The organism is Sorangium sp. So ce1153 (genome assembly GCF_051521595.1).
In the GTDB taxonomy this organism is placed as follows: domain Bacteria; phylum Myxococcota_A; class Polyangia; order Polyangiales; family Polyangiaceae; genus Sorangium.
In genome coordinates this window covers 14620132-14637577 of sequence record NZ_CP150361.1, presented here as the reverse complement: position 1 = coordinate 14637577, position 17446 = coordinate 14620132, and the positions used below count along the sequence as shown (strand labels likewise).

Below are 17446 nucleotides of genomic sequence, written 5' to 3'. Positions count from 1 at the left end.
CAGGCGCGGCGCGCCCGCCTCCGCCGCGCGCCGCCTCAGAGGGACGGGGCGGAGGGCCGCTCGCGCTCGCGGAGCGGGATGTGCATCTCGCGCTGCGGCATCGGGACGACGATCCCCTCCGCGTCGAGCCGCTCCTTGAGGTGGCGCGTCAGCTCGAGCCGCGCCGGGAAGAAGTCGGCGGGGAGGGTCCAGGCGCGGACGAGCAGGTTGACCTTCTCGTCCGCGAGCTCGACCACGTCGACCGACGGCGCCGGCTCGGGCAGCACGCGCGGCTCGTTCGAGAGGACGTCCCGGAGCGTGGCGATGGCGCGGGTGAGGTCGGCGCTGTAGCTGACCCCGATCGTGAGGTCCATGCGCCGGCGCTGCGCCCGGGTGAAGTTCTGGATCTTGGCGGACCGGACCTTCGAGTTGGGCAGCGTGATCGGGACGCCGTCGAAGCTCGTCAGCTTGGTCTGGAACACGTCGATGGCGTCGACGACGCCGGAGGTCCCGTCGACCTCGACGGCGTCGCCGACGTCGAACGGGCGGAGCACGAGGATGACGAGCCCGGCGGCCACGTCGGACAGCGTGTCCTTGAGGGCGAGGCCGATGGTCAGGCCGGCGGCGCCGAGCACCGCGAGCAGGCTCTTGGTGTCGACGCCGAAGCGCTCGAGCACGGCCATCGCGGTGACGGTCAGGAGGGTCAGCCGGCTCAGGCTGGCCAGCACGGGGATGAGGGTCACGTCGACCTGCGTCCACCGCTTGCCGAGCGACCGCACGCTCCGCGCCGTCCAGGCCGCCGCCGTCCACCCGACGAAAGCGATGACGAGCGCGCTCGCGACGCTGGCCCCGTGGCTCCTGAGGAGCTCTATCGGCGTGCCCAACGTCGGAATCTCCTCCTCCACGGCCATCCTCCTCGACGCCGCGCGCCCGCCCTGCGCTGGGCGCCCCGCGCGCGACCGGCGGGAGTAAACTCGCGAACCCGGCCGGAGGGAAGCCCGCCGGGCTCGACGGCGCGGCGCGCTGGCCGGCTGCGGCGCGGCGCGCTGGCCGGCCGTGCGGCGCGGCGCGCTGGCCGACCGTGCGGCCGGCGGCGTCCGCGGAGAGGCCGCGCCGGAGGGCACCGCGCCCCGAGGAGCTCGGCCTCCTCCGGGGCCCTCCGCGCGCCGCCTCAGCTGGCGGTGGAGCCCTGCGCCCGGTGGCCCTTCGTCCGCGCCTCCGCGGTCGCGGCGAGGCGGCGGAGCTGCTGCGCCGCGCGCTCGAAGCCGTTGACGAGGCCCTGCAGGAGGTGGGCGACCGGTCCGTCCTTCGCCGCCCTCCTGGCGCGCGCCGGGCGGGCCGCGAACCACGCGAGCTCGCCGGTGGCCGCCTCCACGAGCGGCCTCCGCGCCGAGAGCCAGCGCGCGCACCACGCCGCGAGGAGCGTGTCGCCCTCCGCCGCCGCGACGTACTGGAGCAGCTCGACGAGGTCGATGCCGTGGCGCATCCCGAGCAGCGTGCCGCGGTAGGACTTCTCGGTGCTCAGCAGGTGGTCCGCGAGGTGATCGCGCAGGACCGAGAAGGCCTCCCCCACCACGCTGCCGCCCGCGCTGACGGGCAGCCCGCGCTCCGTCATGAGCGAGGGGAGCTCCGCCAGCACGGCCTCGGCGTGAGCCGAGACCGCCCGCATGGCCTGCGCCGGCGGCACGTCGCCGAGGCGCTCCGCCTCTACCAGCGGATGGCTCCTCGCCGAGTGCTCCGTCTGGAACAGCTCGCGCACGAGGTTGGCCAGGAACGCGCGCCCCTCCTGGCTCTCTTGTTGCGGTCCGGCCTCGCTCCTCTCCAGGCCGTCCCCGCCGCTCGCCACCCCGTCGGTCTGAAGCTCCTGCATGGTCGTCGCCCCCTCTCCCCTTCCCCTTGTCCCCCTGGCAAGGTCAGGACCCGCTCGAGGCGCGCCGGGCGCCCGTCCCTGTGCGCCCCGAGCTCGCACCGCGCGAGGTCCCTGCCCCGCCGCGGCGCGGGGTCGCTGCCCTGCTGCGGCCCCCCGTGCCCTGCCCGGCGCGGGGCTGGCTGCTCGTGGTCTTGCGCGCTGTCTTGCGCGTCGTCTTGCGTGTCGTCTTGCGCGCGCCAGCGCCGGGCGCGGAGCTCTTCTTCGCGCCCTTCGTCGCCTTCTTCGCGGCCGGGCGCTTCTCGGCGCTCGCCGCGGCGCTCCGCTTGCGGGTCGCCGCCGCCTTCTTCGCGGCCGGGCGCTTCTCGGCGCCCGCCGCGGCGTTCCGCTTGCGGGTCGCCGCCGCCTTCTTCGCCGCCGCGCTCTTCGCCGCGGCCGGCCGCGCCTTGGACGCCGCGCCCCCCTTGCGGCCGCCCTTCTTCGCCGGCTCCTTGTTCACCGGCTTGCCGACCCCCGAGCCCGACTTCTTCCCTCCGCCGGTCATCTTGTTGACCGTCGCCCAGGCCCGCCGCTCGGCCTCGTCCTCCGGGACGCCGCGACTCTCGTACCCCTCCTCGATATGCTCGGCCTGTCGCTTCTGCTTGCCTGTGTAGCTGGACTTGTCGCCTCTCGGCATGGTGCTCTCCTCGCGAGCCTGCTCCGCCGTGCGGCCCCGCTTCTTCGATGGAAGCCCCGGCTCGCCCTGTCGTGCGTCATGAATGAAAACGAGGACAGGGGCCGCGCCGTGGCCGGAGCCATCGAGACGCGGACTCTGCCTCGTTTCAGTAAAAGCAATCGCAGTGCCGCGCGCTGAACGCCGTGACAGGCCTCGACCGGAGCCCCTGATTTTCTATCTATTCCGGCTCTGCGACCGCTCTGGGGGGAATCAGGATCGCTGGACGCGATCGTGGCAATTGGCCTCGGATGTCGAGGAATGCCTCGGTCGATTCAGGCGAGGAGCGCGGCGGGGCGAGGGTTCAGAGGGACTCGAGGTAGGCTACCAGATCGTCGAGCTGCGCGGGCCCGAGGCCGGAGACGTCGCCGTGGTCGTGGCCTCCGCACTCCGGATCGAAGCGATCGAGGAGCGTCGCCGCGCAGCCGTCGTGCATGAACGGGGCGCGCCCGGCGATGCCGATGAGCGAAGGCACCTGCAGGGGCCCTCCGGTGCCGACATTCTCGTTCCGGTTGTTCGTGAGCATCGGGCCACCGTGGCAGTCCGCGCACGCCACCTTCTTGTCGTGGAAGAGCGCCGCGCCGCGCGCCACGGCGGCTTCGTCCTCGGGCGGCGACGCCGGGAACGCGGGCAGGCTGTCGATGTAGCGGGCCATCAGGTCGAGCCGCCGGGCGCCTGGCTTCGGTCCGCCCATGCGGGAGACGAACACCTCGCCCATCAGGCCCTCGAGGTCCGGCAGGTCGCCGCTCCAGTGGAGGGGCGCCGTCTGCAGGATGCCGCCGCCCAGGGCCTGAGTCCGGCGCAGGCCCACGGGGTCGAAGTTCCATGTGTGCCCGTCCTCGTGTCCCTCGGGGTGGCACGACGCGCACGCGACGGCGCTCACGCCGTTCGGCGGGCGATGGAACATCTCGTGGCCTGTATCCCTCACGCTCGCCCCCGGGAGCGCGATGGTGCGCCGGCCGAGCACCTGCAGGGCCGCCGGCTCGCGCAGCTGCACGACGACGTCGCCGCGGCCATCGAACGCCACCGCGACAGGCTGCCCGGCCACCGCCTGCGGGGTGGCCTCGACATCGCAGCTGCCCGGCGTGGCGCCGCCCTCCACGCCGTCGAGGGTCGTGCTCACGACCGTGTCGCTGCCGGCCGCCACCACGGCCAGGCGCACGCCGTCGGGCGAGACCGCCATATCGACCGGGAGCGAGAGATTCCGGAGCGCGCCCGCAGCCGGCGCGCCGCCCATCGCGTCCTCCGCGTCCTCCGCGTCCGCCGGGTCGAGCCGGCTGACGGCGGCGTGCACGATGTTCCCGTCGCAGTCGGCGGCCTGGTAGTACCCGCCCGGGCTGAGGGTGACCTGTGACGACATCGCACGCTGGTGCACCATGGCCGCGCCGCCGCCCGGGAGCGGGATCATGCGCCAGGCCACGGACGGCGTGTAGGTCGAGAGGGAGAACCCCCTCGATTGGAACTCGGGGAGCGTGCGGCGCGAGAGAACCGCGCCGTCGGGACCCACGACGAGCGTCTCTGCGGACTTGAAGCGGCTGACCAGGAGCCGGTCGCCGTCGACCACGACGTCGCGCAGGTCGGGGGCGGGGCGGAGCTTCCGGACGGCGGGGCCGCCGGCGGCCGGGAGCGTCACGAGCTCGCCGCCGGCGCAGGCGACGTGGATGGCGTCGCGCGCTGCGTCGTAGGCGACGCCGCGCGGCGCGCGGCAGACCTCTCGGCGCTCGAGGACCGACAGCGACTGGATATCGAGGGTCACCACGGCCCCGGCGCGCCGGAGCGCCACGTGGACCCGGCCGCTCGCGTCCTCGACGAGTCGCCCTGGCTCGTCGCCTTGCTGCAGCCGGACCTGCGCGGGCGTGCCGCCGTCGAGGTCGACGACCCAGACGCGATCGCGGTCGGGGTCTGCGGCCACCGCCGTGTGTCCGTCGCTGGCGATGATCAGCGTTCCACCGCTGATGGCCGGCGGCGGGACCTCCGTCACCGTGATCCGCGGATCAGGGCCGCCGATGTTGGGCTCGGCTACCCAGGGTGGGTCCCCCGGTCCGCAGCCCGTGAGAAAGGACGAGAAAACGCTCGTGGCCAAGCTCCCTATGAGGACAAGAGAACGAGCAAGTCGCTGACGCATGAGTTCCTCCGTTCGCCGCGCGCGCGAGCTCAGCAAGAAGGATTCCAGGGAAACGTCGGGATTTCGACGCCGAGTCCTCCGGAGAGCGGCGCGGCGCGCCCGGCGGCAGGAGCCGCGGCGGGAACGCCGGTTCTCGGGGTGGTGCGAAGGACGTCTCGGGGTGGTGCGAAGGACGTCGCGCTCTGTGCGGCGGGGCCAGGCGCTGTGGACGGCAGGCGGGCCGGTATCGCTGTGCCGGTGTTGCTCCGCCACCGGGCTGCCGAGAGGGGCGGGGCGGACCTTCTCGCTGGGGGATCTCGGCGGGAACCGGGGCCTCCGCGAGGGGGTGCCCGCGCGCCCGCAGGCGAGGAGATCCTGGGCCGGAAACGAGGTCGGAAGGTCAGCGGTGCGATGTGCGGATCCACGTCCGAAGGATCTCGAGGAGCTCCTGAAGATTGCCGGGTCCCCCTTGGCCATGGAAGCGCCCATCCTTCACGTCACACCGCACCCAGTCATCACCGCTTCTCAATTCCGAGACGGGCGCGGGCGCGTCAACCGTACCCACGTCAGCGACGACGGACCACCCCGGGTTGTCCAGCGTGTCAATCCGGATTCCGTTCTGGTGCTCCCACTCCCCATCGCATCGTGAGCGGTACCATTCCTGAAGCCAGGTCAACGTATCGCTCTCCATCGTCAGTTCCTGAGGCAAAGCCGGTCGACCGTGATGCGGTAGCCCGCTTCGTGGAGGCGCTCACGGTCTCCTCGGCGCTGGTCCGACCGGCGGCGCGTGGGCCGCGAGGCTCGTCGGTCTCGCGGACCGCGTCGCGTAAGGCCCACGATGGTCATCGCCTCGCCGCGCCGACGCTGGCCGGCAGGGTGCCCATTCCCCCCTGGCACCGGGGCAGTGTCCACCTTCGCCATCGTCATCACGTTCGCGTTTCCTCTTCCAACACGGCCTGAAGCTCCGGATGGGAGAGGATCAGGGCGAGCAAGTGGGCTCGTCCACCGGCAGCAGCGTGCAGGAAGTACTCGCACGCTTCCGAGGGTTCCTCGTGCCATGTAGTCACGACTTCCAGCGCGTTTCTAGCCTCGATGATGTTGTCAATCGCATCATGAAGCTGTTCGGCTTCGTGCCCCACGCAGCAGAACTCTACGCACCCGAGATCGATCAGGTCCTTCGTTATAGCCTCCGCTCGCTGCCGCTCCGATGGGTTGAAGGCGGGCAGGAGCGTTACGAAAGGTCGCTGAAGCGAGTGGTCGGCAGATGCTCCCATCGCGCTGATAACGAGCTTCCGGTTTCCTGCGAAGGTGTGGCTAATCGCTGCCATATCAACTACCCCCTTTGAGCTTCTCGATGTTCTCCCTGAACGTCTGGATCTCCTTTTCGAGGTGCCTGATGCGCGACTGCTGGGCAGCCTCGATGACCTCCTTAGGTTGACCCTCCATCCCCGGTCTGACGCTAGGGTTGGCCTTGAAGTCGGCGAGCTTCTTCTCGTGCTCGGCGATCCGCTTCTCTAGTGAACGGATGCCCCGCTGTGCCTCCTTGCTCAGCTCCCCGGCACCACCCTTCGCGGCTCCCCCACCGCACGGCTCGGTGTTGTGACTGAGCACCCGGAGCTCGGAGACGAAGTACTCGTGCGCTGACTCGACCTCCAGGTTAAAGACGCGCTGCGCACCTCGTAGCACATCCACACCGGAAATCGCAAGCGTGCCGGTCGCGGTCCTCACATGCTCGCCCGCCTCCAGGCTGTCCGCCCTCACCCAGTCGCCGCGAGCGACCGAATAGAACCGGTGCGACGACGTCGCCTCGATGACCTCGCCCTCTCCGCTGAAGCGAAGGTGGACGATGTCGCTCGCCATCTGGTTGATCGTGCTGAGCACGACCCGCCCGGGCACGGCCGCTATCCGCGGGGCCGGCCCGATGTGCGTCACCAGCGCCTCGCCGGCCAGCGAGATCTCCTCATACGAGAGCCAGACTCTCCGCCCCTCCGCAACCCCGTGCGCCTCAAGCCACCAGGGCGGCCTGAGCAGCCGTATCTCGATTGTGTCGCGCGCCCCCGCCCGGACCGGCATCTCGAGCTCGACCAGCCGCCAGCTCTCGTCGACGAGCGTCTCGCTCCGGCCGTCCGACGCCAGCACCCGGTCGCCCACCGAGACGGTCTCGATGGGCACGAGCCCGGACGAGGTCGCCACCTCCGTACCGGCGACGAAGCACTTGCCCGCAATACCGCACCCCGGGCCGGTGCAGACGTCGGCCTGCTTGCCGAGATCCGCGACATCGTCCATTCGCCGGCTGACGTCCGCGACCTCGTCGCCGTGCTGGGCCACGAGCTTGGCCGCATCCGCGCCCTGATCGACCGCCTTCCGCATGTCGTTCAGCTTGTCGGCGGCACGGGCTCCCTTGATCGCGGCGCCCGCGCCGCCAGGCACCACCGGAAGGGCCAACGCCAGCGCGTCCAGGGCGATACCGCCGGCGTCGAGCGCGGCGCTCCCCCACTGGCCCTTCGCCACGTTGTCGGCCAGCGATACAATGCCCAGCCCCAGGCTGATGCCGTCCCATACCGACTCGACGTACTGCCCGTTGCGATCGCCGTAGTTGGTGGGGTTGTTGCCAGCGTACGCGTACAGGCTGAGGTTGAACGGCGCGTACACCCCGAGCGCGGGCCCCCCACCGAAGTACTGCGCGACCATCGGATCCGGGCTCACCCACTGGCTCTGCCGCCCGTCGTAGAACCGCGCTCCGAAGTAGTAGAGCCCGGTGCCGACATCGAGCTCCTTGCCGCTGAACACGTAGCGGCGGGCCTGCTCGTAGCGGGAGTCCGTTTCGTCCTGCCAGAGCTCGCCGCTCGGGAAGTACTCGTTGTGCTGGATCAGCGTCTGCTCTTCGTTGCTCGTGTACTGCGTGCTCCTCAGGTGATCGGTGTGGAAATACAGCGTCGGTGGGTGGTTCAGCCAGGCGCTGTCCATCTTGGACGCGAGCTGCGCCTCCCCCGCGTACACGTGCTTGGTCAGGTAGCGGCCGTCGCGGATCGTGAGGTCCTGGCTGATGTACGCCGTCTCCTCGAGCCCCACGACGTCGTGCCGCGAGACAGCGCGCTGCCCCTCACCGTCGTATAGATTCCGCGAGCGGGTCTGGGTGTTGATCAGGATCTCGCTCGCGAGGTTCTCTTCGTTCCACCTGATCTCGCGCGTGGAGCCACGGAAGGTCCACGTGCGCTGGTTGCCGCTCGCGTCGTAGTCGTAGACGCGATCGTAGCGCTGCGACTCATCCGGGAGCTGCTCGGCGGTGCGCGAGACGGCGTGAGGCCGAGGCCCCGCGTAGGTGTAGATCGCGTCGTACGTCTGCTCGCGGATGACGTGGTCGTCCCGGAACCCTCCGGCGCCGTCCGGCACCTGCCGGTAGCTCGCGTTCGCCTTCTGCGTGATGTTGTGGATGTCGTCGTAGGCGAACGTCTGCGTGTACCGGTACCTCCAGTCATTGCGGGTCTGGACCACGCCGCTCGCCTGCGTCAGTCGGTCCAGCGCGTCATACTGGTAGCTGTGCAGCAGGTGGCCGACGAGCACGCTGCCGTTCATCTGATTGTCGTGCGGCGCGTCGTTCCGCAGCTCGGTCACGTTCCCGGTGCCGTCGTACGTGAAGTCGAGCCGCTGGAACGGCCGCGCCGGCTTGTTCTGCTGGCGCAGGGACGGGTCGCGGTGGTCCGCGTTGACGTTGGCGAGCCGGCGCGAGCGCGGCTTGTACTGGTACGTCGTCTCGATGAAGTTGCCGGCGATGAGCCGGACCTTCTGCCCGAGCTCGTCATAGCCGAGGTGCGCGAGATAGATGGTGTTCGGCGACTCGTCGGGGTGCTGCTCGTTGACCTTCGTGTTGAGCCCGAGGATGCTCTTCAGGTTGCCGCCGGCGTCGTAGCTGTAGCTCAGCACCTCGCGGCTCGGGTCGCCGAGCGCCATCTGGTCGGGGTTGTTCCCGACCCGCAGGTCCGGGAAGTGAACACGCAGGACCCGCCCGAACGCGTCGAACCGATGCTGCACCTGGTAGCGGTACGGACCGCGGTGCGGCTCGCGCAGCCGGTTGAACGTCGCCTGCACCTGGACCCGGTTGCCGTGCCGGTCGTAGCGGAAGGTCCGCTCGCCAGCCTCGCTGGTCTCGGTCATGACGCGGCCGGCGACGTTCCCGTTGGCGTCACCCGCGAGCGCCGGGCCACCGTAGGTGTAGACCCGCGGCGCGCTCGTCGGATAGGTGACCTGCCGCAGGCGATTGAAGTCGTACTGGTAGGTGATGCGCTGCGAGGAGGCCCGCAGCTTCGCTGTCTGCTTCTCCCGCAGGTTGCCGACCAGATCGTACTCCCACTCGATGAGCCCGGCGTCAGGGCTGTTCAGGCTCACCATGCGTCCGAGCGTGTCGAACGTCGCCGTGGTGATGTTCCCCTGAGCGTCCTCGACCTCGACCAGCTCGCTCACGGCGTTGTAGCGATACCGGGTGAGGATCGGCGTGCCGTCCGCAGGGTTCGCGCGCTCGATCATCTCGACCACGCGATCCGCGACGTCGCGGTGCTGGATCGTCATGGCCTCGTCGGGCGCCGTGACCTTGGTGCGGAAGCGCAGGACCCCGGCATGATCGAGCCCGAACCCGTAGGTCGTGGTCGTCTCGACGAAGCTCTGACCGATGTCCTCCGGATCGGAGGGAGTCGTCACCTTGGTCACGCGCCCGAGGACGTCGTACTCCCAGCTCGTCGAGAGAGCGACCGAGGCAGGGCTCACCGTCGCCACGTCCACCAGGGCGGCGGCGGGCGCCGTGCTGAAGATGGGATGGCCCTGCTCCTTCCGGCGGCCGCGCTCGTCGAACACGATGTGGCCGCTGACGGTCATCCCGACCTCGGTGTGGTCGCCGAAGTCTTTCTCCAGATCCTTCTTGGTCTGGATGACGCGATCGAAGCCGTCGATGAAGGTGACCGTCTCGACGTAGTCGTGGAGATTGGCCGGGGTCGCGGGGTCGTTGCGGACGACGTCCTTGTGCCCCATCCTCGCCCAGAACGGGGCGGCGGAAGCGCCGGGCTGCAGCCCGTACACGGCGCGCAGCGTGGGTACCACGCCCTCCTGCGCGACGGGATCCGCCACGAAGTCGCTCGGGCCCCACACAGCGACCAGGCGGCCGAAGGCATCATATTTGTACCTCGTGCCGTGGCCGTTCAGGTCGGTGGCCGTGGCGACGGCGCCGAACAGGTAATCCGGGGTGCTCGTCGACGTGTACCCGAGGGAATCGGTGACGCTCGTCCGGTAGATCCCCGTCTCGTCGTAGCCGTAGGTGAGCACGTAAGCATTCGGGTCGGTCAGCGTCTGAACGTTGCCGAAGCTGTCCCGCGTGAGCGTGACCGTGCTCGCTGCGTCGCTGTACGTCGCGGCGGAGCCTGGAATGCCACCCCCGGTGACGTGATTGCTGAACGTCTCGAGCGCGCCCGTCGTGGGATGGTAGGTGGCTCGCCGGTCGCGCAGCACGGCGCCCGTCGCATCCCCGCTGCGCGCCACGATGCTCTCCGGCCGCGCGAGGTAGAGCTCATCGGCGCTCGAGTAGCCGAAGCCCCGCGTGTCGTACTCGACCTTGTAGAACAGGTCGTCCGCGGCGCCCTCGTCGGCGCTCAAGGCGAGCGTATCGAGGCCGCCGTGGTCGAAGCTCCAGGTCCGCCACTCCTCCGTGGACTTCTGAGGCGTCGCCTCTCCCTCGAACCACTCCGTGGTGCGATGCGTCTCCGCGGGGAAGAAGGAGCCGACGATGGGCTCCGGCTTTCCCTGCACGCTCACCCCGGCGGGCGTCGGGTCCTCGTAAGTGAACGTCTGGCGCGTGTAAGGGATGGGGGCGCCGCTGGACGCGACGTCGTGCTCGAGCGCCTGCTGGACGAGCCCACGACGGTAGTAGTCCTGATTGAAGTACCGCGTCTCGATCTGCGAGCCGTCGCCCGTGCCGCTGCTCTTCACGCCGCGCGTCATGGTGACGATCGACGAGCCATAGTCCTCGCGCTCGACGCGATCGTACTTCCCCGTCTGCGCGCGCGCGGCTCCGCCCGCCGGCGCCGTGTAGTCCAGGGCCTGAGCCAGGGTCTGACCACGGCCGTCGATCGAGCGGACCGCGACGAGGGCGTAGCTGTTGCCCGGCAGGTCGACGCTCGGCTCCGCCTCGTCGCCTACCTCGTTGCCATAGCGCTCGTAGTCGAGCTCGACCCTGCCGTCGAAGGGTCGATTGACGGCCTTGAGGAGGTTGGCCCTCCCGAGCTGGTTCAGCTTGACGTAGACCTCGGCCCGGCCGTCGACCTTGGCGACCTGGTCGACCATGCCGTCGCCGTTGACGTCGCGCCAGGCCACCTCGCTGCCGCCTGCGGTGTCGTTGTAGAAGCCGTAGACGCTGCCGCAGACGAAGAAGTAGCAGATCTCGGCGTCGAAGGTCGCGCTGTAGTCTCGCGAGTTGGTGAAGCCCAGCGCCTCGGGGTTGCCGTCCCCGCCGTCCACCGCGTCCAGGATCTTCGAGCCGAGGTCGCTGAACGCCGTCTCCACGTGGCTCGGCCACTGCGGGAGCGCCCACGTCTGCTCCGTATCGAAGCGATCGCCGAGGTTCAGCTTGACACGAAGCGCCTGCTCTCCGGGCAGCCGGCTCACGTGATCGAGCAGGCCATCGCCGTTGAGGTCGATGAAGTCCACCGCCTGCCGGTTAAGGCTGTAGACGTACCCCGCGCCGACGTGCCCGCCCCCGCCGAAGAGGCCCACGCTGAACGACGCGCCGACCGAGACGCCCGCGCTGAGCGAGCCGGTGTCCTCGAAGCGCGCCGCGTTCGGGCCGGTCTCGGCGCCCAGCACGTTGACCGTCTGCAGCACGTCCTCGCGGAGGCCGAAGCCGCTGAAATCCCAGTCCGGGTTCGACCACTGGATCGGCGCGGTGAGGCCGTAGCCCGTGTTGAGGCGCACGACGGGCTCTCCGCCGGCGGGATTGAAGGACACGCGGTCGGGCAGGCCGTCCTGGTTGATGTCGAGGAGCTCCGTCTTCGCGGAGCTCACCGCGTAGTCGAGCCCGACGGAGAAGCTCGTGGACATGACCGCGCGGGTGCGGCCGCGCGTGTCCGTGTCCGGGACCGCCTGGTCCTTCTCGTCGCTGCCGCCGAGCGACATGCTCGCCTTGAAGCGCATGCTCTCCTGGTCGACCTCGCGGAACTCGTCGAAGTCGACCGCGCGCTTGGAGGTGAACCCGCCGCCGGTGTTGAACAGGACGCCATTGCGCGTCACCAGATCGGGCAACCTGTCCCCGTTCATGTCGACGAGGTCGACCTCACCCGTCGTGTCGGCGGCGCCGATCCCCATGCTCACGCTGTAAAAGCTGGCGTCCAGGCCATAGCTCCACGTATCGGACAGCCGCAGCGCCTGGACGCCCGCGCTTCCCGAGAAGCCGCGGCCCGCCTTCGTGCGCCCGGGCGAGAAGAGCCCGCGCCCCACGAAGCTGTTCTGACCGCGGGTGCTGTAGGCTGCACCAGCGCCGTCAGGCAGCCCCAGGCGGGAGATGGTCGCGAAGAAGAAGGGCGACGTGTCGCCGCTCACGTTGGAGCGCTGGAGCGCAGGCTCGCTGAAGGCCTGATCGCCGCGATAGTCCCCGAACGACCACCGGTGGTATCCGCCCGCCATCATGTCGTGCGTGGGCGCCGGAGCCTCGGTGTCCTCGAAGTCCGGATCCAGCCGGCGGACGTTGACGGGCGCGAGGTTGCCTCCGGTCGAGGGGTCCCAGAACACCTGTCCGATACCGGGCACCCCGCCGACACGCGCGACGGGCGATCTGGAGATCAGGGTGAAGTAGATGGGCTCACCCGGAGCGATGCCGTCCGGAGGGTCGAGCGCGACGGGGCCCGACGCCGCGGGGCCGAGGCACGTCTTCGAGAAGAGCTTGTTGACGCCCTGCACGAGGGCGCACACCGGGTGATCCGTGGCGCCCTTCATGAAGCTCCCCGCGCTGGTCGAGCTCTCGGCCGTCACCGGCGTGGTCGGCGCGCCGGCCTCCCACATGAAGACCGCGATGTTCACCTCCGGCTGCTGCACGATGAAGCTCGCGGGCACCGGGTCTTCCGGCGTCGGGTCGTTCTCGATCTCGCAGACGGTCGTCTCCGGATCTTCCTCGGAAGGACCGCACCCGAGCACGGCCCCCTCCACGTAGACCTCGGCCTCCGGGTCCGGCCGGCTGTAGCGCGTGTACTCGACGTAGGGCTCCCAGCCGACCCGCTCAGGGTCCACCGGCGAGTCCGACTTCAGCTCGAAGTAGAGCAAGTCGCCTGAGTCGACGCGAATCCCGGTACTGGTGACCTGATACGTCCCTTCGAAGCCCGCGGCCAGGGCGGCGGTGGCCACGATCTGCGCTTCGTTCCACTGGTCCGCGTCGGACGGGACCCTGTAGACGTTGAGCTGGACGTCGTCGGAGGTCGAGAGCTTGGTCCCCCCTCCGAGCACGCTGACCTCGCCCGGCGCGTTCGGGATCCAGGGTCGCTTCGGCAAGCCCACGAGACGGAAATCGTCGTCCAGCGACGTGCGGTAGACGAAGGAGCCATAGACCTCACGGTCGTCGATGCGGCTGGCGGCGATCCCTTGGTACGCGATCTCGGGAGACCAGCGCACGAGGTCCTTGCGCGCGTCGTCGACCGAGCTCACGCGGAAGTAGAGGTCGTCCCCGACGCCGATCGGCTCCTCCAGCGGCGTGGGGCCGTTGCAGCCGTTGCCCGCCGTGGGCACGCACGGCGCGAGATCGTCGCCGGCGAAGGTCCGGGTCCAGATCGGCGGGACCGCGTCGTTCTTGAGGATCGAAACGGTGACCCCGTCGCCGCCCGCCACGTCCTTCTGGATGGCGCCGCCGATCCGCACCGTGCCGGCGAAGGGGGCCTTCCATCGCGCCAGCGGATCGACGAGGAAGAAGCTGTTCTTCTGGTTCTGCAGGCGGTCCGCGTTCGCGAAGGCGACCATCGACTCGTCGTACGCGCCGAACGTCTCCTCCTCCCCGAAGCGGTCCTTCGCGCCCTTGCGAACCTTGATGGCGCCGTCGCTCACCCACACCTGATCGACGAAGCCGTCGCCGTCGAGATCGGAGAGGATGTGTCGATCCTCGGACTCCGTGTGGGCGAGGTTGCCGCCGATGCCGGCGGCGCCGCCGAGCACGCTCACCCCCGCTCCGGCCGTCCAGCCGCCGGTCTCCGTGTAGCCGAGCGAGTTCTGGCCCACGCCAGGGATGCTCTTGAAGCTCAGATGATCGTCGAAGGACAGGTCGCGCGGCGCCGTGTTGACGCTGCCGCTCGCGCCGGTGAGAAAGTCGAGCAACCCGTCGCCGCTGACATCGAGCGGCGAGCGGCGTACCCGGCTGTGCCCGCTGGAGCCGCCGAGGCTCGCGCTCGCAGAGATGATCGGGGTCTTCACGCCGAGGCCGCCGCCGCCGCCGTAGCTCGAGCCCTTCGTCCTCGAGAGCCCGTGCTCGGTGCGCACACCCGTGCTGGACCTCAGCTCGCCCCAGAGCTGAGCCGCCCCGAAGGGAGGCGCGGACGGGACCTCGTACTCGAAATCGTGCTTGTAAAGCTCGGTGCCGTCCGTGCCGAGCACGCCGACCTCCTGGAGCAGCGTCTTCTGGAAGGCGCCGAGCGTGTAGCGGAGATCGTAGCTGCGGATGATCGTGGAGTCGAAGGCGACGTCGACGCGCTCCAGCCGGTGCGACGTCTTGATCGGGAAGCCGGGGCGCGCGTCGACGCTGCGATCGGGCCGGGTGTCGGCGGCGTCGAGCACGAAGCTCACCGTGTAGGTCCCCTCGCAATCGTCCTCGATCTCGGACGCGATGGCTCCGTAGCAGATCTTCTTCGGATAGACCTGCGGCATCGAGACGTCCGACATCGTCTGCGTGTCCTGGAAGTACTTGAACACGATTCGATTTCCGAACCGGTCCTCGACGTATTCCAGGTTCCACTTGAAGGTACGGCTGGCGTCACCGGGATCGGCGAGCCGCGCGTTCGCGGTCTTGCCGTAGACCGACTTCACCCCGTTCTTGTCGGTCACCTCCCAGTAGAAGATCTCCGGGTCGCCTGGCGTGGGCAGCCGGAGGATGCGCTGGAAGTCGCCCTCGACGCGGCGCTGATAGCGCACGCCGCCGGCGGCAGGACCGGCGGCGGTCAGCTGGGCGCCGTCGAGCGCGTAGCGCACGGAGCCCGCGAGAGAACCCGGGTGGTCGTTCTGGATCCGCGTGCCATCGTAGTCAGGGACGCCGAAGCGCGTGTCGTGCTGGATGCTCGAGATCTCGAGATCCCAGCCGACGCCGAGCCAGCCGTTGCCACGAGCGCTCGAGTACGTGAGCGCCAGATCGGGGTCGAGGCCGCTGCGACCCGGCGGCACGCGCAGCGGGTAGCCCAGGTTCGCCGTGCGCTGTGGGTTCGCGGCCGGCAGCGCGATCAGGTCCACGCCGGCCGAGGGGCTGCCGAGCTCGATGCCGTTCATCTCATCTGGCAAGGAGTTCTTGGGACCCGGCGCGTCCGGCGCCGGGAGCGTGGCGTTCATGAACTCGGTGAAGTGCTCGGTCTCGCTCACCATCACGCCGTCGCTCGCGTCCGCCACCTTGGGGATCGCGCGCCACAGACCCACCGGCTCGTCGAAGTAGAGGGTCGAGATGCTGCGGGTCGTCGCTGCCGGCGGCAGGCCCTCGCGGTCGAAGGGCAGCGTGAGCCGCACGGGCCGCTTGAAGCGGAGCCCCGCCGGGCCGAAGCGGAAGCTGCCGCTGCCCGGCACGACGTTGACGAGCCCGCGCCCGACGGGCGAGGCCTGGTCGCGCGTCAACGGTCGAATCGTGATGCGCACCGGCTCCGAGACCGCGCCCGCCGGGATCTCGAGCGTCGCGCCCGCGTGGTGCAGCGTCTTCGCCTGATCGGGCGTGACCCATTCGCCATAGGGCGCGCCCACGTCAGGCGTGAGCCCGCCTGGAGCAGCCGCGAGCGCGCTCTTGTCCAGGCACGGCCCGAGCTCGACCTCGCGAGCGACGGTGGTGCCGTCGGCCAGGGTGGCCCGCAGATGAACGGACCACGCAGTCCCTCCCCGCGCCTCGGGGACGCTGAGCTCGAAGGCGCCGTCGCTGCCCAGCTCCGCGGGCGTGAGGGCGCGCTCCTCGGCGCTGACGTTCGTCACCGCGACGCCGGCGCTGTGCACGAATCCCCGAACGTAGGCTCGCCCGTGCTCGCACTCGCCGTGCAGCGGGTAGGCGATGCGAAGCTCCGGACGAGCTTGCGCCGGCGAGGCGCTCGCGGCCACGCGCAGATCGCCGATCGGCGCGGACTTCTCGTCGCCACCGTGCAACGAGAAGTGAACCGAGTCGAGCGTTCCGAGCGCGCTCACCGCGTCCCATTGGTGCCAGCCTGGCGAGAGGCCTCGAAGCGGAATCTCGAGTCGCTCTTTTCCCTTTCCGGCGCTGGCGACCAGCTGACCATTCGACGGCTCGATCAGGCGGAAGCCGAGCGTGTGGGGGACCGATGGCCCGGCGAAGGCGCCCGTTCCAAGCTGGATGGCTCGCGCCGAGGGCTTTCGACCTGCGGCGCTCGACAGCTCGGCGGGGGAGACGGCGGCGTAGCTGCCGCCGTGCGGAATCCCGACCACGCGCACGTGGCTCACGCGGTAACCCGACACGGAGCCGTGCTGAACGGAGCTCCGCGGCGCCCCGAACGCCACCTGATTCACGCCTTGCTTGAGCCACGCGGGGCTGATCTCTTCGACCTGCAGACCGGACCTGGAGCTCGCCGGCGGGAGGGCCGTCGACGCGCGCTCGGCCGACCCGTTGATGCTGCGCGGCACGCCGCTCCAGTGCGAGACGCCCTCGAGCTCGTAGACGAGGAACGCGCGCGACAGGGACCGCGGCTCGGCGAACACGTCGACCTGGAACGCCTGAGCGCCTTGCCCGACCTCGCCGACGCGCGCCGTGGCACGATCGGAAGAGAAGACGAGCGCCCCCGGGAAGCCGTTGCTCGTCACGCGGTCGGCCCAGTGAGCTTCCGGCAGCACGCTCACCGGATCGCGAGCGCCCCAGAACGCGAGCTCTGCCAGGCCGGACTCGTCCCCGGGGAGCCACTCGATGAGCGCCCGCTCGGCCAGGACCGGCAGCGGCATGCGCAGGGGGACGAGGGCGCCCGACAGCTCGAGCGCGCGCCGCTCCACGCCTTCGAGGACGCGCTCGCCCGCGGCGCCATCCACGGTGATGGTCAATGCGCCGCGGGTCCGGCCGAAGCCCGTGACCTGGTGGACCCACGTGGGCTCGGCGAAGCGGACCTCCACGCGAACGGGGGCTCCGGAGGGTGAGGCCAGGGTCGTCCGCGCGTCGCCGTCGAAGAGCGACCAGGCAGCCCCTGGATCGGCGTTCGCGGGAGCGTTGAGCCACACCGCCGACGCCACGGCCGCGACGGTCGTCGCATCGCCGGAATCCGGCGACGGGGTCGCCGCCCCCTGCTCCGCGCTCTCCGGCGCCGAAGCGTCGCGCAACCCAGCCCCCGCGGACTCGACCTCGCGCAGCGCATCCTCGAGCGGAAAGCTGGGCTCCCCCGCGCTCGGTGCTCGGGGTGGCGTCGCGGCCAGCGCGGCGAGCGGCCCCGCGAGCCCCAGCATCTGGATCAAGACGAAATACCTGGTCCGAGCCCCGATGGATCGACCGATGACGTTCAGCATGGTGCGTCCCCTCGCAACTCGCCGGCTGGCCGCTCACTGGCCATGACAAGCGAGGCGAATGTTATCCGAGTGACTTTCCAGTAGTCCG

At 70.2% G+C, this 17446-nt stretch carries 6 protein-coding genes and 1 pseudogene; all 7 read right to left on the bottom strand.

Annotated features, from left to right (window positions below):
* Nucleotides 1-35: 35 nt before the first annotated feature.
* Complete coding sequence (locus WME85_RS53365; protein ID WP_437833689.1) at nt 36-884, bottom strand: mechanosensitive ion channel family protein; 849 nt, start codon at nt 882-884, stop codon at nt 36-38.
* Between the two features lie 266 nt (nt 885-1150).
* Nucleotides 1151-1849: a hypothetical protein gene (locus WME85_RS53360; protein WP_437833687.1), complete on the bottom strand. Its 699-nt coding sequence runs from the start codon at nt 1847-1849 to the stop codon at nt 1151-1153.
* A 370-nt stretch (nt 1850-2219) separates the two neighbouring features.
* A pseudogene (locus WME85_RS53355) lies at nt 2220-2522 on the bottom strand (hypothetical protein); the annotation flags it as partial.
* A gap of 340 nt (nt 2523-2862) precedes the next feature.
* Nucleotides 2863-4641, bottom strand: coding sequence for a cytochrome-c peroxidase (locus tag WME85_RS53350; RefSeq protein ID WP_437833684.1), 1779 nt, complete (start codon nt 4639-4641; stop codon nt 2863-2865).
* Nucleotides 4642-5062: 421 nt separating this feature from the next.
* Complete coding sequence (locus WME85_RS53345; RefSeq protein WP_437833681.1) at nt 5063-5353, bottom strand: immunity 53 family protein; 291 nt, start codon at nt 5351-5353, stop codon at nt 5063-5065.
* 235 nt (nt 5354-5588) lie between these two features.
* A complete protein-coding gene (locus WME85_RS53340) occupies nt 5589-5990 on the bottom strand; it encodes a DUF7684 family protein (protein ID WP_437833679.1) in 402 nt (133 codons plus the stop codon).
* Between the two features lies 1 nt (nt 5991).
* Nucleotides 5992-17358 (bottom strand): SpvB/TcaC N-terminal domain-containing protein, encoded by an 11367-nt coding sequence (locus WME85_RS53335; RefSeq protein ID WP_437833677.1) that lies wholly within the window; start codon nt 17356-17358, stop codon nt 5992-5994.
* Between the last annotated feature and the right edge of the window lie 88 nt (nt 17359-17446).